The 19046-nt window shown below is 32.6% G+C and carries 19 protein-coding genes and 1 pseudogene; 11 read left to right on the top strand and 9 right to left on the bottom strand.

Annotated features, from left to right (window positions below; genetic code table 11):
* Positions 1 to 13: 13 nt before the first annotated feature.
* Both IKZ35_05575 and IKZ35_05570 read right to left on the bottom strand, forming a co-directional pair.
* Positions 14 to 562, bottom strand: a complete 549-nt coding sequence (locus IKZ35_05575; GenBank protein MBR4893429.1) for a chromate transporter — start codon at positions 560 to 562, stop codon at positions 14 to 16.
* Positions 562 to 1101: a chromate transporter gene (locus IKZ35_05570; GenBank protein ID MBR4893428.1), complete on the bottom strand. Its 540-nt coding sequence runs from the start codon at positions 1099 to 1101 to the stop codon at positions 562 to 564. The genes IKZ35_05575 and IKZ35_05570 overlap by 1 nt, the downstream gene beginning before the upstream one ends.
* Positions 1102 to 1311: 210 nt before the next feature.
* Between IKZ35_05570 and IKZ35_05565 the strand changes: the two genes are divergently transcribed.
* Positions 1312 to 1575 carry an HPr family phosphocarrier protein gene (locus tag IKZ35_05565; GenBank protein MBR4893427.1) on the top strand — a complete coding sequence of 88 codons (264 nt, stop codon included), beginning with the start codon at positions 1312 to 1314 and terminating at the stop codon, positions 1573 to 1575.
* A 6-nt stretch (positions 1576 to 1581) separates the two neighbouring features.
* The gene (gene uvrC, locus IKZ35_05560) at positions 1582 to 3453 is read left to right on the top strand and encodes an excinuclease ABC subunit UvrC (protein ID MBR4893426.1); all 1872 of its coding nucleotides are present in this window, start codon (positions 1582 to 1584) and stop codon (positions 3451 to 3453) included.
* A 144-nt stretch (positions 3454 to 3597) separates the two neighbouring features.
* On the opposite strand, the gene spo0A is transcribed toward uvrC, so the two are convergent.
* A complete protein-coding gene (gene spo0A / locus IKZ35_05555; GenBank protein MBR4893425.1) occupies positions 3598 to 4419 on the bottom strand; it encodes a sporulation transcription factor Spo0A in 822 nt (273 codons plus the stop codon).
* A gap of 240 nt (positions 4420 to 4659) precedes the next feature.
* Between spo0A and IKZ35_05550 the strand changes: the two genes are divergently transcribed.
* The 6 genes from IKZ35_05550 to IKZ35_05525 all read left to right on the top strand — a co-directional run bounded on the left by IKZ35_05550 (position 4660) and on the right by IKZ35_05525 (position 11567).
* Positions 4660 to 6453 carry an efflux RND transporter periplasmic adaptor subunit gene (locus IKZ35_05550; protein MBR4893424.1) on the top strand — a complete coding sequence of 598 codons (1794 nt, stop codon included), beginning with the start codon at positions 4660 to 4662 and terminating at the stop codon, positions 6451 to 6453.
* Between the two features lie 17 nt (positions 6454 to 6470).
* A complete protein-coding gene (locus tag IKZ35_05545; protein MBR4893423.1) occupies positions 6471 to 7148 on the top strand; it encodes an ABC transporter ATP-binding protein in 678 nt (225 codons plus the stop codon).
* A gap of 71 nt (positions 7149 to 7219) precedes the next feature.
* Positions 7220 to 8332 (top strand): ABC transporter permease, encoded by a 1113-nt coding sequence (locus tag IKZ35_05540; GenBank protein ID MBR4893422.1) that lies wholly within the window; start codon positions 7220 to 7222, stop codon positions 8330 to 8332.
* Positions 8333 to 8355: 23 nt separating this feature from the next.
* On the top strand, positions 8356 to 10584 hold the full coding sequence (locus IKZ35_05535) for an S-layer homology domain-containing protein (GenBank protein MBR4893421.1): 2229 nt from the start codon (positions 8356 to 8358) through the stop codon (positions 10582 to 10584).
* A gap of 366 nt (positions 10585 to 10950) precedes the next feature.
* Positions 10951 to 11193 carry a type II toxin-antitoxin system Phd/YefM family antitoxin gene (locus IKZ35_05530; GenBank protein ID MBR4893420.1) on the top strand — a complete coding sequence of 81 codons (243 nt, stop codon included), beginning with the start codon at positions 10951 to 10953 and terminating at the stop codon, positions 11191 to 11193.
* A complete protein-coding gene (locus IKZ35_05525; protein MBR4893419.1) occupies positions 11190 to 11567 on the top strand; it encodes a type II toxin-antitoxin system death-on-curing family toxin in 378 nt (125 codons plus the stop codon). The genes IKZ35_05530 and IKZ35_05525 overlap by 4 nt, the downstream gene beginning before the upstream one ends.
* A 111-nt stretch (positions 11568 to 11678) precedes the next feature.
* Here the strand turns inward: IKZ35_05525 and IKZ35_05520 are convergent.
* From IKZ35_05520 to nadA, 4 genes and pseudogenes are all read right to left on the bottom strand, one after another.
* A pseudogene (locus tag IKZ35_05520) lies at positions 11679 to 12131 on the bottom strand (transcription repressor NadR).
* Between the two features lie 72 nt (positions 12132 to 12203).
* Positions 12204 to 13055: a carboxylating nicotinate-nucleotide diphosphorylase gene (nadC, locus tag IKZ35_05515; GenBank protein ID MBR4893418.1), complete on the bottom strand. Its 852-nt coding sequence runs from the start codon at positions 13053 to 13055 to the stop codon at positions 12204 to 12206.
* Between the two features lie 15 nt (positions 13056 to 13070).
* Positions 13071 to 14333: an L-aspartate oxidase gene (locus tag IKZ35_05510; GenBank protein ID MBR4893417.1), complete on the bottom strand. Its 1263-nt coding sequence runs from the start codon at positions 14331 to 14333 to the stop codon at positions 13071 to 13073.
* A gap of 10 nt (positions 14334 to 14343) precedes the next feature.
* Positions 14344 to 15252, bottom strand: a complete 909-nt coding sequence (gene nadA, locus IKZ35_05505; GenBank protein ID MBR4893416.1) for a quinolinate synthase NadA — start codon at positions 15250 to 15252, stop codon at positions 14344 to 14346.
* Between the two features lie 167 nt (positions 15253 to 15419).
* Here nadA and IKZ35_05500 point away from each other — a divergent pair, with 167 nt between their 5' ends.
* Positions 15420 to 16094 carry a DUF421 domain-containing protein gene (locus IKZ35_05500; GenBank protein MBR4893415.1) on the top strand — a complete coding sequence of 225 codons (675 nt, stop codon included), beginning with the start codon at positions 15420 to 15422 and terminating at the stop codon, positions 16092 to 16094.
* Here IKZ35_05500 and IKZ35_05495 read toward each other — a convergent pair.
* Positions 16087 to 16263, bottom strand: a complete 177-nt coding sequence (locus IKZ35_05495; GenBank protein MBR4893414.1) for a hypothetical protein — start codon at positions 16261 to 16263, stop codon at positions 16087 to 16089. The two genes, IKZ35_05500 and IKZ35_05495, sit on opposite strands and share 8 nt — an antisense overlap.
* Before the next feature lie 138 nt (positions 16264 to 16401).
* Between IKZ35_05495 and IKZ35_05490 the strand changes: the two genes are divergently transcribed.
* Complete coding sequence (locus IKZ35_05490) at positions 16402 to 16563, top strand: hypothetical protein (protein MBR4893413.1); 162 nt, start codon at positions 16402 to 16404, stop codon at positions 16561 to 16563.
* A gap of 26 nt (positions 16564 to 16589) precedes the next feature.
* Positions 16590 to 17477 (top strand): DegV family protein, encoded by an 888-nt coding sequence (locus tag IKZ35_05485; protein MBR4893412.1) that lies wholly within the window; start codon positions 16590 to 16592, stop codon positions 17475 to 17477.
* Between the two features lie 250 nt (positions 17478 to 17727).
* On the opposite strand, the gene tgt is transcribed toward IKZ35_05485, so the two are convergent.
* Positions 17728 to 18858, bottom strand: coding sequence for a tRNA guanosine(34) transglycosylase Tgt (gene tgt, locus IKZ35_05480; GenBank protein MBR4893411.1), 1131 nt, complete (start codon positions 18856 to 18858; stop codon positions 17728 to 17730).
* Between the last annotated feature and the right edge of the window lie 188 nt (positions 18859 to 19046).

Raw genomic sequence — 19046 nt, 5'->3', positions numbered from 1 at the left:
CTTAAGTTTTAGATTATAAGAAAAATACTCCTAAAATTCCTGCGCCGAGAATAAAAAATATAGGATGTAGTTTAATTTTTTTCATCAGTATAAAGATAATTATAAAAAGTATAATTTCTTTAAACTTAAAAAAGTTAAAGATGTTTTGTGCATTTAAATTAATTAAAGCAACTTTAACTATCTCATAGGTTGCAGCGCACAGAAGTCCGCATACTGCCGGGCGAAGACCGTCAAATGAATAGTTTACATATTTATTGCTTTTAAATTTATTAAGAATTGTTGAAATTATAAGTATAATAATTATAGAGGGTAGTATAAGACCAAGGGTTGATATAATACCACCTAAAATTCCTGATGCCGAAAAACCTGCATAGGTGGACATATTAACACCAATCGGTCCGGGGGTAGACTCTGATACTGCAATCATATCTATTAAGGTTGCCTTATCAAACCACGGATATTTTTCTGCTATATTGTACAGAAAAGGCAGGGTTGCAAGTCCGCCGCCGACAGCAAAAAGCCCTGTTTTAAAAAATTCTAAAAAGAGGGTTAAATATATCATTATTTTACCTCCTTTTTAATATTTGCTACAATTCCTGTAACTATTGCTGCTAACACGATAAATACAGGGGAAATATCTAAAAATACTATAAGTAAAAAGGACAAAATTGCTATAATAATTCCCAAATAGTCTTTTATGCCTTTTTTAATAAGACCTAAAACCGAAGAGATAACAAGGGCACACACTGCAACTCTTATTCCGCCAAAAGCGCTCTGCACATAGGATATAGATGTAAGGTTTTTTAGAAAAGAAGCTAGTATAAGTATTATTATAACAGATGGGAACACAACACCTAATGTAGCAAATATACCTCCCATAACACCCTTTACCTTATGACCGATAAATGTGGCAGTGTTAACTGCTATAATGCCCGGTGTACATTGACCGACAGCGTAATAATCAATAAGTTCTTCCTTTGTTGCCCACTTTTTATTATCAACTATTTCTCGCTCAAGAATGGGGAGCATTGCAAGTCCTCCTCCAAAAGTCATTATTCCTACTTTGAAAAAAGAGGCAAAAAGGGTAAATAACATTTTCATAAAATCATTCCTTTTTTTTAACCTTTAATATACTTATTCATATACTATAATAACAAATAAATTATAAAAATAAAACTATTATTTTTAATATTTGTGTAAATTGCTAAAATTTTAAAAAAGTGTTGACTTTATTCGATAAATTTAGTATTCTAATAGTAACAATTGAATTGATAAGTTCAGATGTTTATAAGAAAAGGGAGAGGTAAATCTATGTATTCCAAAGAAGTTGTTGTTCAAAATCAGATAGGGCTTCACGCAAGGCCTGCTACTTTTTTTATTCAGAAGGCTAATGAATATAAAGCATCTGTCTGGGTGGAAAAGGATGAAAGAAAAGTGAGCGCAAAAAGTTTACTTGGCGTTTTATCTTTAGGAATTACCAGAGGCACTAATATCACTATTATTGCTGAGGGTGCAGATGAAGAATTGGCTGTTAACGGTTTGGTTGCGCTTATTAATTCAAATTTTGGGGAATAAAATTTTATGGGGCTGTTTTTAACAGCCTTTTTTTATATAGTTATGATGAATGAGATTATTAAAGACAAATTAAAATCGCTTCCTGATAAGCCTGGCGTTTATTTAATGAAAGATAACCTTGGCAATATAATATATGTAGGGAAGGCTAAAATATTAAAAAACAGAGTGCGTCAATATTTTGTGAAGAATTCAAACCATAACAATAAAGTTTTAAAAATGGTAGAAAACATTTTTGATTTAAACTGGATTGTTACCGATTCTGAAATTGAGGCACTTATTTTAGAATGTAATCTTATAAAGAAATACCGTCCTAAATACAATATTTTATTAAAGGACGATAAAACCTATCCGTATATTAAAATAACTACTTCCGAAGATTACCCTCGAATTTTTATGACAAGAAGAATAGACTCAAAGGCTGATAAGTTTTTTGGCCCTTATGTAAGTGGAAGTTCCGTAAAATCTGTTATTGAACTTCTTTGTAAAACTTATAAAATACGCACCTGTTCTAAAGATTTATCTGGTAAATGTAAGGGAAGAGAATGTCTTAACTATCATATAGGTCAATGCTCTGCCCCTTGTGTAGGGTATATAGATAAAAAGGCATATTCTGAGGCAATCAAAGAAATCATAAGGTTTTTAGAGGGTAAAAAAAGCAATATATTAGAAAAACTTGAATCTGAAATGCTAAGTGCAAGTAATGATTTAAAGTTTGAACTTGCAGGGGAGTTAAGGGACAGGATAAACCACGTTAAAGCCATTATGGAAAAACAGAAAATTTCTGCTCCTAAAAACTCGGATATTGATATAATAGGAATTGACTCTGATGATGTAAATACCTGTATAACTCTTCTTTTTGTAAGAAACGGTAAAATGTTAGGAAGTATAAATCACTTTTTTGATGTATCGGATGACAAAAACGAGGTTTTAGAAGAATTTATAAAACAGTATTACGGGGAAGATGCATTTATCCCCAAAGAAGTTATTATACCTTATGAACTAAGCGAATCAGAACTTCTTAAAGAATTTCTTTCAAATAAAAAAGGGTCAAATGTAGTTTTATATAAAGCAAAAAGAGGAAATAAAAAGGAACTTTTAAATCTTGCAAATTCCAATGCAAAAGAAGGGCTAAAACAGAAAAAAAGCAGTATTTTTGCAAACGGGCTAAAGGAATTAAAAGAAGTCTTATCTTTAGATGAAATGCCAAAAAGAGTAGAAGTATATGATATATCCAACACAGGAGGACAGGATATTGTAGGGTTTATGACGGTTTTTTATGACGGTAAGCCAAAAAAGGATGAATACAGAAAATTTAAAATAAAGTATACCGAAAATCAGGATGATTATCTTTCTATGTATGAGGTTATATACAGAAGACTTATGCATTACTTAGAGGACTTAATTAAACTTGAAAATGGCGAAAGCAGGGATAAATTAAAGTTTATAAATCTTCCTGATCTTATATTTGTTGACGGTGGGATAAATCATGTTAAGGTTGGCAAAAGGGCAGTAGATGCATCAGGCTTAAATGTTAGTGTTTTCGGCCTTGTTAAAGACAGTAAACATAAAACCAAAGATATATGTGATGACGAAAAAGAATATGGAGTTAAAAGGTACCAAGGTGCATTTAACCTCGTTTCCAGAATGCAGGAGGAAACTCATAATCAGGCAGTAAAATTCCACCACCACCTAAGAACTAATAACTTAATTAAATCTGAACTTTTTAGAATAGACGGTGTGGGGGAAAAAACAAGAGAAAAACTCTTTGCACATTTTAAAACTATCGATAATATAAAAAATGCAACCATTGATGAACTAAAAGTTATAGTAAACAAAAATCTCGCAGAAAAAATATATAACTTTTATCATACAACTTAACTTAAAAGAGTATTAAGAAATAAATTTCTTAATACTCTTTTTTATTGTAGAGAAACACAACAAGGTTCTTAGAAAAACTCAAACTTTAAGTTCGATAGTTTTTCGTGAGGTTCTTATAGTGCAGTACTACTGCACTATGCAATATCACTTTGCAAGTATGCTTTGATTTTGCAGTCTTAATCTGTCTGCTATCATTGCAATAAATTCAGAGTTTGTAGGTTTGCCTTTATTTGACTGAACGGTGTAGCCGAATATTTTATTTAAAGTTTCTTCTTCCCCTCTGTTCCAGGCAACTTCAATAGCGTGTCTTATCGCTCTTTCAACTCTTGGAGGAGTTGTGTTATATGCTTTTGCAACTTCAGGATAAAGTTCCTTTGTAACAGAATTTATAATATCTTCATCAATAATCGTTTTCTTAATTGCGCATCTTAAATATTTATATCCTTTAATATGAGCAGGAATTCCTATTTTGTGAATAATTGAGGTAACCTTATTTTCAATAATATCTTCAATATTATTTGTAATGTACGAATTTTCGTCAACTACATCTTTATTGACAGTGAAAATACTGTTGTCTTCTATATCGTCGGTAAGTTTTTTGATAATTTTTATAAGATTTGATAAATTGCAGGGTTTTGCAATAAAATAATTTGCACCAAACTCCATACATTGTCTTATAATTTTATCCGTGGTAATAGCAGATGCAACAATTATCATAGGCATTTTTCTTAAACTTAAATTCGATAATTCTTCTAATATTTCAATACCGTCTTTAAACGGAAGAATTAAATCACATATCACAATATCAGGCTGAATGTTTTTAATGGTATCTATAACATCTCGTCCGTCAGTTATATGACGGATAAGTTCCACATCATTTTCCTTTTCCAATGCTTTTTCAAGTTGCTCCTTAAAGGTAATACTGTCATCTGCAAGTAATATCTTGATTTTCTTGTTCATTTTAATTTCTCCTTTTTAATAGTATTTATTGGATGTATTTCCATTATATACCAATTTTTTCGGGAAATCAAGAGAAATTTTACAAAAATGGAAAAAAATAGAAATTATTATTATAATCGTTGAAATTTTTGGATATTTGGTGTAAAATAGAAAAGTGTTTACAGATTGTTAATAAATATTACATACTATTATCACATAATGATATTAGTATAAACTGTGATAAAGTATCTTGGGAGGCTATCTTAAATGAAAATATCAAAAATTACTGACATTAAAGAATATTTTAAATCTTTATTTAATAAAATCAAGTCTTTGGAAAATAAGAAGTTAAAAAAGATTATTTTAATTGTTCTTATAGCATTAATAGTTATAGGCGGGTTTACTACATATGCATTTTTAAAGAAAAGCAAAGAAGCGCAAGGTGCTATTAATACTGCTACGGCAAGAATAGGAAATGTAAGATATGTTATAAGTGCATCGGGTACAGTTGAGCCTAAAAACTTATACAAGGTTGTATCTTCTGTAAGAGGAGATGTAATTAGTGATACATTTGAAGTGGGCGATGTAGTAGAAAAGGGAGAAATTCTTTACGAACTTGACAAGGAAGATTTTTCAGACACGCTTGAAAAAGCAGAACTTTCTATGGAAAAAACAAGAGACTCTTATAATAACACAATGGACTCAGTTTCTGATTTAAATGTTAAAGCGCCTATTTCAGGCGTAATTTCCAATATGTATGTTAAAAAAGGGGACAGCGTGTCAAACGGAGCAAAGATATGCGATATAATAGATAAATCAAAAATGGTGCTTACCATACCTTTTAATATGGCAGACATAAAAGATATATATGTTGGAAATAATGCAGAAGTTATACTTTCTGATTCATTTTATAGATTAGATGGTATCGTTACAAGGGTTTCATCAGGTTCTCTTATAAATGAAATGGGTGTTGCAGTATCATATGTTGATATTGAAGTTAATAACCCAGGTGGAATTACTCCATCTCATAAAGCCACAGCAGTAATAAATTCTATCGGATGTAACAGCGAGGGAACTTTTGATTATTATAATAAAAAAACTGTTACTGCAAAAACCTCAGGAGATGTTAAAAACATAAATTTTGATTTAGGCGATAATGTTACATATAACAGTACAATATTAGTACTTGAAAGCGATACAGTTGATGACAATATAAAAAATGCTAACAGAAGTTTAAGAGAAGCACAGATATCTCTAGATAATACATATGAACAACTTGAAGATTACACAATTAAATCAAAAATTGACGGTACAGTTATCGAAAAAACCATAAAAGCAGGGGACACTCTTGATAATACCAACGGTAATACTACTATGTGCGTAATAGCAGATATGTCAATAATAAGTTTTACAATAAATGTAGACGAACTTGATGTTGACAAAATTAAGCTTAACCAAAAAGTTGATATTACAGCCGATGCACTCCCAGGAAGAAGATTTGAGGGGCATGTTAACAGTATCAACATAAACGGTACAACTGCAAACGGTGTTACTACCTATCCTGTTGAGGTTATAGTGGATAACCCTGACGGAATGCTTCCTCAGATGAATGTTAATGCCGAAATTGTTATAGAAGAGAAAATAAATGTTTTAACCGTACCTGTATCTTCTGTTATGAGAGGCAATTTGGTATATGTTAAAGAAGAAGATGCCAAAAAGCATGAGAACAATAATGAAAAATCAAATGCACAAACTGATAGCAGTAAAGATAGGGGAACAAGTGATACAAAGGCCAAATCTGGCATGATGAATTTACAAGATGTGCCTGAAGGGTTTGTTCCTGTAAGAGTTGTAACAGGCTTAAATGATGAAAATAATATAGAAATTATAAGCGGACTTAATGAGGGGGATACAGTTTATGTTAAATCTGCCCCATCTGGTATGACTAATATACTTGGCATTCACGGAATGGGTGGTATGTCAGGCGGCATGGGTGGTATGTCAGGCGGCATGGGAGGAGCAAACCGTACATTCCCATCAGGCGCCGGTCAAAGAAATTAAGGGAAGGACAGATAATCTTGATAAGATTAGTTGATATATATAAAATATATGAAAGCGGAGAAGATAAAATCCATGCCCTTGACGGAATTAACCTACATATAAAACAGGGCGAGTTTACTGCTATTGTAGGGCAGTCAGGAAGTGGGAAATCTACTGCGATGAATATTATAGGTTGCCTTGATGTTCCTACAAGCGGGGAATATTATCTACTTGGAAAAGATGTAAGCCGTCTTAATGAAGATGAACTTGCAAATATAAGAAATAAAACCTTAGGCTTTATCTTTCAGCAGTATAATCTCATTCCTAAACTTAATTTACTTGAAAATGTTGAACTTCCTTTGGTATACAGGGGAATTCATAAAGATAAAAGAAGAGAAATGGCATTAAAGTCGTTAGAAAGAGTTGGACTTTTAGGAAGAGAAAAGTATTATCCGTCGCAACTTTCAGGCGGACAGCAACAAAGAGTTTCTATTGCCAGAGCACTTGCAGGGGAGCCATCAGTTATCCTTGCAGACGAGCCGACAGGTGCGCTTGATTCAAAAACAGGCAGAGAAGTTTTAGACTTTTTAAAGGAACTTCATAAAGAGGGTAACACTGTTGTTCTTATTACCCATGATAACAGTATTGCCAATGAGTGTAACCGAATAGTAAGGTTACAGGACGGTAAGATTATAGCCGATAATATATTAAGGTAAGAAAGGTAAAAGGCAGGATGAATTTTAAACAATCTTTTATTTTAGCAATAAAAAGCCTTATGGCAAGTAAAATGCGTTCATTTCTTACTATGCTGGGTATAATCATAGGTGTTGCATCGGTTATTATCTTAGTAAGCGTTGTAGAGGGAATGACCAATGAAATAAAAAACACTTTTGAGAGTATGGGCACAAATCTTATAACAGTTTCAGTAAGAGGAAGAGGCTCGTCAAGAACTGTATCAGCAGATGAAATGATAGAATTTGCTTTTGAAAACAGTGATGTTTACTTAGGCTGTTCTCCCAATGTTCAGTTTTCTCAGACAGTTAAAGTTGACAGCGAAAATCTTACAACCCCTGTAATCGGTGTAAGTGAACAGTATAAGGATATAAGAAATGTTGAAGTATCCGAGGGAAGATTTATTGAATATATTGATGTTGAGAAAAAACAGAAGGTGTGCGTTGTCGGTACATATATAGTAAAGGAACTCTTTAACGGGCAGTCGCCGCTTATGAGCAACATAAAAATAGGCAACGATATTTATAAGATAGTCGGAGTACTTGAAGAAAAAGCAGACAGTAAGGAAAACAGCGACGATCATAAGATAATTATTCCATACACCAATGCTTCAAGAATGGCAATGACATCTACTTTTTATTTTAGCGCCAACGGGGAAGATAATGTTCAAAAGGCTATTTCAACTTTGCAGAATTTCTTATATAAGAAGTTTTCCAACACTAATGCATATACAGTATCCTCTATGGATGAAATGGTTGATATGTTAGATGAGGTTACAGGCAAGATGACCTTAATGCTCTTTTGCATAGCAGGTATTTCTCTTTTAGTAGGGGGTATAGGTATTATGAATATAATGTTAGTATCAGTTACCGAAAGAACAAGGGAAATAGGAATTAGAAAATCGCTCGGTGCGATGCATAAGGATATAATGAGCCAGTTCGTAGTAGAAGCGGCAACCTCAAGCGTTATGGGTGGAATTATTGGAATTATACTCGGGGCAATACTTGCATACTTTGCAGGAAGACTGCTTAATTTGACTGTTGTGCCATCCTTTAGTGCAGTTGCTATTGCGTTTTCGGTATCAGCCATAATCGGTATAGCGTTTGGATATTTTCCTGCTAAAAAGGCGGCAAGGTTAAATCCTATTGACGCACTAAGGCACGATTAAATTTTTAGGGAGGGAAGAAAAAGATGAAAAGAATACTGTGTTTTATGTTAGTAGTAAGTATGTTTTTACCATTAGGCCTATTAAAAGTTTCGGCTAAAGAATATACGCCTTATGATATGGCAGACTTTCTTAACAAACTTGATATTATACATGGAGATGCTTCAAAAGGAGGAGATTATGACCTTGATTCTAATCTTACCCGTGCGCAGTTTGCTAAAATTGTAGTAGCATCATCTAATTATAAAAACAGCGTTCCGATAGGAACAAATACATCTCCTTTTGCCGATGTTCCACGCACACATTGGGCAGCAGGGTATATAAAGGTTGCAGCGACAAACAGGCTGGTAACAGGATATCCTGATTCAACATTTCGCCCTGACTCTTATGTGCTTATGGAAGAAGCTGTAACTATTGCCTTAAAACTTATGGGCTATACAAGCGAAGATTTCGGCTCAGAATGGCCATATGGGCAGATAGGCCTTGCAACAAATATTGGAATTTTGGATAATGTAGATGCAAAGGTTGGAGAGCATCTTACAAGAAAAGATGCCATAACTATCATTTATAATACCTTAAATGAAGAGGGAAAAAACGGAACCACTTATATTGAAACATTAGGATATAAACTGATAGAAGATGTTGTACTTGTTTCTTCATACTATCAGGATGCAAGTATTAAAAAAGATACTGTTGTAACATCTTTGGGAACTTTTAATGTAAAAGATAATTTTGATTTTTCTAATATAGAAAGCCAGGGAGATATAATAGTAAAAAACAATAAAGACCTTGTAGGCTTTTTTGCTGACAATAAAAACGAAGAGGTTTATGCAGTAGCAGGTGTACTTAGCGACGATATAATTGTAAATAAAAACGGAAGAAATGAAATTATTAACTTAAGTGATGATGTTATTACATATTATAAAAACAATCAGTCAACATACAGCGCAGTTTTACCTAAAATAACTGTGGGAAACAGTATAAAGGTAATAAAAGACAGTAGTGGGCAGATAAGATATATATTTGTTGATGATGAAGATTTAAAAGGGCCAATCAGAGTATCAGGCGTAAGTATCTTTGCTACCTTACCTGTTAATATTGACAGTGCGACTATATTAAAGGGTGGAAACAAGGTAAATAAAAACGATATAAATATAAACGATATTATCTATTATTCTAAAAATCTTAATACAATCTGGGCATATTCAGAAAAAAGAACAGGTATATTTGAAGAGGCAATTCCAAATCAGGAAACTCCGTCTTCTGTTAAAATTTCAGGTGTAACCTATGAAATAGAGGGAATAGATGCGTATACAAAATTCTCTTCTTTGGGCACTTTAAAGTTAGGTCAGGCAGTTACAGTGCTTCTTGGAAAGGACGGGAAAATAGCCGATATCCTGTCAGGCGGAGCTTCTTTTGAGACAATTTATGCATACGCTCTGTCTTCTGGCTTAAAAGAATACACTGTAAATAATGAAAAGTATACTTCTTATTATATAAGCGTTGCCACACCGGACGGAAACACTTATGAATTTGAAACCAGTAAAACATATGACAGTCTAAGAGGAAAAGTTGTAAAACTTACATTTAAAGACGAGATTGCAACTGCTCAGGCAGTAAATTACGGTGGGGCGTCAGGTTTATTTAACTATCAGTCAGGATATTTTGGCAATTTAAAAATTGCTCCTGATATTTCAATTATTGATGTTAAGGATACTAAAGTATCCGAAAACGGAGAGTATTTAAAAATTTACCCTCCAAGACTTGACGGTGTTACAATAAAAGAGAGCGATGTGTTATATTGCGGTAAAAATGAAAAGGGAGAAATTTCATCTTTAATATTAAAAGATGTAACAGGCGACCTTTACAAATACGGTATGATAATTTCTGCATCCGAAATAGGAGGAACACGCTACCTTGTAGACGGTGTGGAAAAATCAACAGGCACATACTTTACATTTAATGCCAAAACATTTGGAAAATTTGATATAAGAAATAATCAACTTGAAGGCATTTATGCAATGTCATCAGTTGATAATGTAGAAGAACTTTCCTATGGATATTTGTACGACTCAAAAGGGGTAAAACATACTATATCCGATAATGTTACTGTATATACAGTAAATTCTTCTTTTGATTATGTTCTTTCAACCTTAACAGAGGCAGTAACCAATTTCTCAAAATACAGAGTTCAGGCTTTCTATGACGCATCTGACAGTTCTGGTGGAAGAGTACGAATAATTATTTTAAGATAATGGGAGGTTTTGCGGTCTGCGACCGCAACGATATAAATTCCTGCGGAATTTGCGATATACCTTTCGGTGCGATATATTACTTCGTAATGCGATATATTTTTGAATATTCTCGCCATAGGCGAGATATGTCAAAAATGAAAAGGAATTTATAGCATATCGCAACGGAATGAAATGGAGTTATATCGCATTTGAGAGGAGCGAAAATATATCGCACGAACGAAGTGAGTATATCGCTAAATTGATTAGCATCTAAATTATGCAGTTTTTATAAAATTACATGTGAAATTATAGGTTGACATTATCCTACAATTTGTATATAATACAAATTGTAGGATATATTTATTGTATAAAAAATAGGAGGTAATTATGAATATAAATACTGAAACCATTACAACAATGACAGAAGCAAATCAAAATTTTTCGAAGGTTGCTAAAGTTGCGGAAAATAATGGTCAAGCGGTTATATTTAAAAACAACAAACCCAAATTTTTGCTTATTGATATAGATTCAAATTCTTATTTTGATATTACCGACGATGAGAAAATTGATGTAGCTGCAAAGAGAATTATGAATAGATTCAAACCTGCCTTTGAGGAGTTGGCTAAATGATTAAGTTGAGTAAAGAAAAGGTTTTGCTTTTGCATCAATTAATAGCAGAAGAAACGGGAGGCAGTGTTGGCGTAAGGGATATTGGACTTTTAGAAAGTGCTCTTAACAATGCCTATGTTACATTCAGCGGAGAAGAACTATATAAAACAAAAGAGGAAAAAGCAGCAAGTCTTGGTTTTTCTTTAATATCTAATCATGCTTTTGTCGATGGAAATAAGAGAATAGGTGTATATGTTATGCTCACATTTCTGGAAGCAGAGGGTATAAAAATGAATTGCACTAATGCAGATGTGGTTGACTTTGGTCTATCAGTTGCATCAGGTAATATGAAATATGATCATATTTTAGAATGGATAAATAAATTCAAAAGATGATTTTTTGTCCCTTATATCCATTATAAGAAATTTGCTGTTTTTGGCAAATATAACAAAGACGCACTTCTTTAAGAAAGTGCGTCTTTATATGTTGAACAAAGATAAAGTTTTTTAAATTTCAGGTACTAAGTAGTTTGCACTCTTTAGTGCTTCTTCTATTTTGTCTAAAATTTCCTGTGAGTCGGCTTTTACGGTGTGATAATGGTATCCGTCTGTAATATGCATAAGTTCGGATGATTTTCCGCTTTTTATAAGGTCCATATATTTATCTATCCCTGTATGAGAAAATAAATTAAGGTCAGCCTTTACTTTACCATATACTTTATGCCATACAAATACATCTGAAACTATTCCACCACAATTTACAATAAGGGTAAGTTCATCCTTTGTTTTATCGCTTTGATGCCTTACTTTAAAAACGCGTTCAGGAAGTGGACTTTTATTTATAATATACCCCTTATTTGTGGCAATAATATCATACCCCGAAGCCTTTAGCATTGCAATATCAGAAACTATAATCTGCCTTGAGCAGTTTAGTTTTTTAGCAAGTTCACTGCCTGATATGGCATATTTCTTAGAAGTTAAAATTGCAAAAAGCTGTTTTCTTCTTTCATCGGCTTTCACAAATATATCCTCCTATATAGCATGTAAATTTTTTAAGGATAAGTCAAGAATCGGAGCAGAGTGGGTTAGAGCACCACTTGAAATATAGTCTACTCCAATATCTAAAAGAAGTTTTATATTTTCTTTGGTAACATTACCACTGCATTCGGTTTCTGCTCTTCCTTTAGCCATTTTAACTGCTTCTTTCATATCCTCGACACTCATATTATCAAGCATTACAATATCTGCACCTGCATCAAGTGCTTCTTTTAACATATCAAGGTTTTCAACCTCAATTTCTATTTTTCTTACAAAAGGAGCATATTCTTTTGCCATTTTAACAGCATTTGCAACGCTTCCCGCAGCGCCGATATGGTTATCTTTTAAAAGTATACCGTCGCTTAAATTATATCTGTGGTTATTTCCTCCACCTGCTTTAACAGCGTATTTTTCAAAAATTCTCATATTAGGAGTGGTTTTTCTTGTGTCTAAAAGTTTTGTTTTTGACCCTTCCAAAAGAGTTACAATTTCTTTAGTATAGGTTGCAATACCACTCATTCTTTGAAGATAGTTAAGAGCAGTTCTTTCTCCTGATAAAAGAACTCTTATATCTCCTTTAATAATACCTATTAAATCTTTAGGTTTTACTAAATCTCCGTCTTTAAAGAAAAATTCAAATTCTGTGTTTTTATCAAGAAGTTCAAAAACTCTTTTAAATACATCAAGTCCTGCAATTACACCCTCCTGTTTTGCAATAAGTTCTACCTGTCCTTTCTGATAGTGGGGCATAACAGAATTTGTTGTAATATCTTCGCTGGTTATATCTTCTTTTAATGCGTTTAATATAAGGTCGTCTGCATTTAGTAACATAGTGATACTGTTCATATAAATTTCTCCTTTTTAAATCTCATTTTTTATTATCTTTTCATATTCTTCTTTATAGTTATCGTAATCTTTAATGTTAATTTCAAATTTCTTATTCTCAATTTTTTGATAGTTATTATTTATATGGGTTGCCGCTCTTTTTGCAAATACCAAACTTTCTAACAGAGAATTACTTGCAAGTCGGTTTTTACCGTGAACATTGTTACATGCTGTTTCTCCTGCTGCATATAACCTTTTATTTAAGGTGCAACCGTCAAGGTCTATTTCTATTCCACCCATATAATAATGCTGGGCAGGAACAACAGGAATTTTATCTTCTGGTAAATTTATGCCCCTTTCTTTGCAGTAATAGTAAATATTAGGAAAGTGGTTTATAATTTCTTCCTTTTCTATATTTTCTAAAGAAAGCCACATAAAATCTTTCTTTTCTTTTTCCATTTCCTTAAATATAGCATCTGCCACAACATCCCTTGGCAGAAGTTCATCAACAAATCTTTCTCCTTTATGGTTATATAAAAGTGCGCCCTCTCCACGCACCGATTCGGATATTAAAAAACTTCTTTCCTTTTTATCAGTATAAAAAGTGGTAGGATGAATCTGGATATAGTCAACATTTTTAAGAGGAATATTATGCTTATAACATATTGCAAGAGAATCTCCCGTAAGGTGAGGGAAATTGGTTGAATGGGTAAAAAGCCCTCCGATACCTCCTGTTGCAAGAATGGTATAATCAGCATATATTATGTAAAAATTCATATCTAAATCGTGGCATACTATACCGTAACAAGTGTTATCCTCTGTTAATATATCAACCATTGTATAGTATTCCAAAAGTGTTATATTATCTCTTTTTTCAACTTCTGATAAAAGGGAAGAGGTTATTTCTTTCCCCGTTTCGTCTTTATGATAAAGAATACGCGGCTTAGAATGTGCACCCTCTTTGGTATACTCGAAATTACCATCTTTATCTTTATTAAATCTTACACCGTATTTTTCAAGGTCATTTATTATATCAACTGATGAGTTAATCATAGTTGTAACAGACTGAGGACTGTTTTCGAAATGTCCTGCCTTTAGTGTATCTTCATAAAAACTTTCAAAATCATTTTCATCTTTTTTAACGCAGATTCCACCTTGCGCAAGGAAAGAATCGCTCTCTTCTTTTTTTGTTTTAGATAAAATTATTATTTTTTTATCTTTTTTAAGGTTAAGAGAAGCGTACAGACCGCTTACTCCGCATCCTGCTATTACAATGTCGGTATAAATTTCTTTAATCATAACTTAACTTTTAATTCTTTCTTTCAAGCATTCTGTCAAGAGGCAGTAATGCATCCAATATGTCTTCTTTATTTAAAACTACTTCGTTTTCTTCATTTTTAAGCACATTTAATATTTTATTAAGTGTGTTAAGTTTCATATCTTTGCATATAGGCGCAGGGTCTGTAAAATAAAATTCCTTTTCAGGATTATTCTTCTTTAACTGATATAAAACTCCCACTTCGGTAAGAATGATATATTTATTACAAGAATCACTATTTGCATAGTTTATAATATCTAAAGTGCTTCCCAAAAAGTCTGCCATTTTGCATACATCATCATTACACTCAGGATGGGCAAGTATTTTAGCATCAGGGTATAGGGCCTTTAGTTTTTTAACCTCATCTACGCTTATCTTTTCGTGGATAGGGCAGTAACCGTCATTTAATATGATATTTTTATCCTTGATATTATCTTTAACAAATCTTCCTAAATTTTTATCAGGAATAAAAAATATGTTTTTATTAGGAAGTTTTTTTACAATATCAAGAGCATTGGAAGAGGTTACACAAACATCACTTAGTTTTTTTAAAGAAGCAGTTGAATTTATATAGCATACAACTGCAAGGTCTTTGTATTCTTCTCTTAGTTTTTTAATTTTTTCTTTACTTACCATATGAGCCATAGGGCAGTCAGCAGTAATATCAGGCATAAGCACCTTTTTAGACGGGTTTATTATTTTGGCACTCTCGCCCATAAATAAAACTCCGCAAAATACTATTATCTCACTGTCAGTTTCCTTTGCAATTTTTGCAAGATAGAAAGAATCTCCTACATAATCTGCTATTTCCTGCACTTCTTTTGGCGCATAAAAATGAGCAAGAATTATGGCGTTTTTTTCTTTTTTTATTTTATTGATATCGTAAATTATCTGATCCATTCTCCCTAAATCCCTTTGTTTTTCAAATTTATATACAGTGTATAGTATAACAAAGTTGTTTACAACTGTCAAGTCAGGTGTAAAGTTTTAGTGTAAAAAAATATAATAAAAAAAATAAATTATGGAATACTATGGAAAGATAAAAAAATTTTAGGAAGTGTTTCTTTATGGAATTTATAAAAATTTTATTAACCTCTTTGTTATCGGTGGTTTCTTTATTTGTTATGGCAAAAATTATGGGACATAAACAAATGGCTGAACTTGATTTTTTTGATTATATCAGTGGTATTACTATTGGTTCAATAGCAGCAGAACTTGCCATAGATTCAGAAATGTTTTGGAAACCTCTTCTTGCTATTATAATATACGGAGTGGTATCGATAGGACTTTCATGGATTACACTAAGATTTCCCAAAAGCAGAAAGTTTATTAACGGAACGCCTACTATTATTATGGATAACGGGAAATTATACAGAAAGAATATGAAAAAAGCCAAATTAGAATTAAGCGAATTTATGGTAATGTTAAGACAGGAGGGATATTTTAATTTAAATGATATAAATACAGCAGTATTTGAACATAACGGGCATCTTACCATACTGCCAAAAAGCAGTAAAAGACCTATTACACCCGAGGATATGAATATATCCGTTAAACAAGAGGAAATTAACACCGAAATAATTATGGACGGACAAATTATGCATGAAAATTTAAAACGCCTAGGGTTTAATATAGAATGGTTAGAAAAACAGTTAAAAGACCAGAGATTTAAAAGCGCAAAAGAAATTTATCTTGGAATATGCGATAAGGATAACAATGTAACCTTTTTTCCTTTTAATTAGCAGATGAATTATTATTTTTTTCAAATGCTTTATGTGTTGCAATAGTTGCTAAAGTATCCCCTAGCTGCACAAGAACTGCTGCCAGATAGGTTAATTCCTCTTCGCTTAGTTTACAAGACAGAGAATTTGCAAGAGTTGTTATAAAGGTTGTTAATGTGCAGGAATTCATATTATCACTCTCTTTTTAAAAATCTTCTTACAATTATTTTATGAATTTATTATAAATGTGTCATAGCATATAAAAAAAGTTGACACTATATTAAGAATTATATATAATAAAAGTATAAAAATTAAGGAAGTAATTTAAGTGGAGCCAAAAGATTATATTGTTACAAAAATTGAGGGCGAATATGCCTATTTAAAAGACGAAGAGGGTAATGAGATATTTATTGCGATGGCGCTTTTACCGCCTAATACTGATGTAGGAAGTAAACTCCATTACGAAATGTTCTCATATACTTTAATATAACCTGCGATAAAGGAGGCACTTAAAATATGAATGATTTTATATTAGCATGTGCAACAACTGCAGATATGCCAAAGGCTTTTTTTAAGGAAAGAGATATTAAATATTTATATTTTCATTTCCTTTTGGATGACAAGCAGTATGATGATGATTTTGGAGAAAGTTATCCGTTTAGTGATTTTTATCAGAGAATAGCAGACGGAGGAATGCCTACCACCTGTCAGATAAATGTTGATGAACATATGGAGTTTTTTGAAAAGTACTTAAAAGAGGGAAAAGACATACTCTTTATTTCCTTATCTTCAGGAATTTCAGGCTCATTTAATTCCTGCCAGATTGCAGCAAGAGAACTTAGTGAAAAATATCCTGACAGAAAAATACTGGTAGTTGATTCATTGGCTGCTTCTTCAGGATACGGTTTATTTGTTAAAAAAATTGCCGATTTAAAAGATGAGGGAAAATCTATTGACGAGGTTTATAACTGGGCAGAAGATAATAAGCTTAATGTTCATCACTGGTTCTTTACTTCTGATTTAACTCACTTAAAAAGGGGAGGAAGAGTATCATCTGCGTCTGCGCTTTTAGGCTCACTCCTTGGAATTTGCCCTTTGCTTAATGTAAGTTTTGAAGGAAAACTTGAAGCAAGAAAGAAAATAAGAGGCAAGAAAACTGTTATTAAAGAAATTGTTGCCACAATGGAAGAACATGCTAAAGGCGGTGCTTCATATAACGGAGAATGTTTTATTTCTCATTCAGATTGTATAGAAGATGCAAAGGCAGTAAAAGACCTTGTAGAAGAAAGAATACCTGCTCTTAAAGGTAAGGTTTTAATTAATGATATCGGAGCAGTTATAGGCTCTCATACAGGAAGAGGAACAGTAGCGCTGTTCTATATGGGTGATAAAAGAATAGATTAAAAAAAGGGAATGTTAAAAAAGTCTGAAACGATTTTAACCGTTTCAGACTTTAATTTTTTAAGTGATATTCTTTACTTTGTAAAGAGTGATATTTTTACCAAATGGTAAAAGTGATATTAAAACTGTTAGTTTTAGTGGTATTTGCTTATGTTATTACATAAGCAAACTAATTGCCAAAGGCAATATCACTTGCAGAGCAAATATCACTTGCAAGGCAAATATAACTCGCCGTCAGGCGAATATAACTATATTATAGTCTTCTGGAGTAGTTTTCAACTGCTTCTTTTTTAAATTCTAAGAATGTATCTTCTTTGATATGTTTTCTTATATCTTCCATAAGTTTATTATAAAATCTTAAATTATGGGTAACTGCAAGTTTTAGAGCAAGTGCTTCCTTTGCTTTAAACAGATGTCTTATATAGGCTCTTGAATAGTTTTTACATGTTTCGCAGTCGCAATTTTCGTCAATAGGCGAGTCGTCTAATTCATATTTTTGGTTCATAAGATTTATAATACCTTTTGATGTGAAAAGATGAGAGTGCCTTGCATTTCTTGATGGCATAACACAGTCAAAGAAATCTACCCCTCTTGATACTGCCTCGATAATATTTGCAGGAGTGCCTACCCCCATTAAATATCTTGGCTTATCCTCCGGCATAAAAGGCTCAACAACATCAATTATATGATACATTTCTTCGTTAGATTCGCCGACTGCAAGTCCGCCTATTGCAAAACCCTCACAGTCAATTTCTCTGATTCTTTTCATATGCTCTATTCTTAAGTCATCAAATGTTGACCCCTGATTTATGCCAAAGAGCATTTGTTTTTTATTTATAGTATCATCCAAACTGTTAAGTCTGTCCATCTCTTTTCTGCAGATTTCAAGCCATCTGGTAGTTCTCTCTATTGAGTCTTTAACATATTTATAAGGAGACGGGTTTTCTATACATTCGTCAAAAGCCATAGCAATAGTAGATGCAAGATTTGACTGAATCTTAATACTTTCTTTAGGCCCCATAAAAATTTTTCTTCCATCTATATGAGAATTAAAGTAAACTCCCTCTTCGGTTATCTTTCTTAACTTGGAAAGTGAGAAAACCTGAAAACCACCACTGTCTGTAAGAATTGGTTTATCCCAGTTCATAAATTTATGAAGACCGCCTAATTTTTTTATAATCTCGTCTCCAGGTCTTACATGAAGATGATAAGTGTTTGAAAGCTGAACCTGAGTGCCCATATTTTTTAAATCGAGTGTTGAAACCCCGCCTTTAATTGCAGCACAAGTGCCAACATTCATAAACACAGGAGTTTCAATAACGCCATGTGGAGTGTGAAACTCTCCCAAACGGGCTTTGGAACACTTTTTAATAAGTTTAAACATAATATATATCCTTTTTATAAAAAATAATTTTATTCAATAAACATTGCATGTGCGATGTTTATGGTTTATGTGATAAAAACTACAAAATCAAAGTTTATAGGTTATCGTCATTTTTATTTTTTTGTTTTCGCAACTGCGAAAACCTACCGCACTTTTTTCACTATTCCTTATTACCTATTACCTTGTTT

The sequence above is a fragment of the Clostridia bacterium genome, from assembly GCA_017554615.1.
GTDB lineage: Bacteria > Bacillota > Clostridia > UMGS1840 > HGM11507 > SIG450.
Note: the sequence above shows the minus strand (reverse complement) of the source record. Positions and strands in the feature narration are given on the sequence as shown.

Bases quoted from the DNA above. Each gene is read 5' to 3' on its own strand.
- IKZ35_05500 (MBR4893415.1), top strand. From the start codon at position 15,420: ATGGAATTTATAAAAATTTTATTAACCTCTTTGTTATCGGTGGTTTCT.
- IKZ35_05540 (MBR4893422.1), top strand. From the start codon at position 7,220: ATGCGTTCATTTCTTACTATGCTGGGTATAATCATAGGTGTTGCATCG.
- nadA (MBR4893416.1), bottom strand. From the start codon at position 15,252: ATGGATCAGATAATTTACGATATCAATAAAATAAAAAAAGAAAAAAAC.
- IKZ35_05570 (MBR4893428.1), bottom strand. From the start codon at position 1,101: ATGAAAATGTTATTTACCCTTTTTGCCTCTTTTTTCAAAGTAGGAATA.
- IKZ35_05575 (MBR4893429.1), bottom strand. From the start codon at position 562: ATGATATATTTAACCCTCTTTTTAGAATTTTTTAAAACAGGGCTTTTT.
- IKZ35_05495 (MBR4893414.1), bottom strand. From the start codon at position 16,263: ATGAATTCCTGCACATTAACAACCTTTATAACAACTCTTGCAAATTCT.
- nadC (MBR4893418.1), bottom strand. From the start codon at position 13,055: ATGAACAGTATCACTATGTTACTAAATGCAGACGACCTTATATTAAAC.
- IKZ35_05525 (MBR4893419.1), top strand. From the start codon at position 11,190: ATGATTAAGTTGAGTAAAGAAAAGGTTTTGCTTTTGCATCAATTAATA.
- IKZ35_05510 (MBR4893417.1), bottom strand. From the start codon at position 14,333: ATGATTAAAGAAATTTATACCGACATTGTAATAGCAGGATGCGGAGTA.
- IKZ35_05550 (MBR4893424.1), top strand. From the start codon at position 4,660: ATGAAAATATCAAAAATTACTGACATTAAAGAATATTTTAAATCTTTA.
- IKZ35_05565 (MBR4893427.1), top strand. From the start codon at position 1,312: ATGTATTCCAAAGAAGTTGTTGTTCAAAATCAGATAGGGCTTCACGCA.
- IKZ35_05535 (MBR4893421.1), top strand. From the start codon at position 8,356: ATGAAAAGAATACTGTGTTTTATGTTAGTAGTAAGTATGTTTTTACCA.
- IKZ35_05530 (MBR4893420.1), top strand. From the start codon at position 10,951: ATGAATATAAATACTGAAACCATTACAACAATGACAGAAGCAAATCAA.
- tgt (MBR4893411.1), bottom strand. From the start codon at position 18,858: ATGTTTAAACTTATTAAAAAGTGTTCCAAAGCCCGTTTGGGAGAGTTT.
- uvrC (MBR4893426.1), top strand. From the start codon at position 1,582: ATGGGGCTGTTTTTAACAGCCTTTTTTTATATAGTTATGATGAATGAG.
- IKZ35_05485 (MBR4893412.1), top strand. From the start codon at position 16,590: ATGAATGATTTTATATTAGCATGTGCAACAACTGCAGATATGCCAAAG.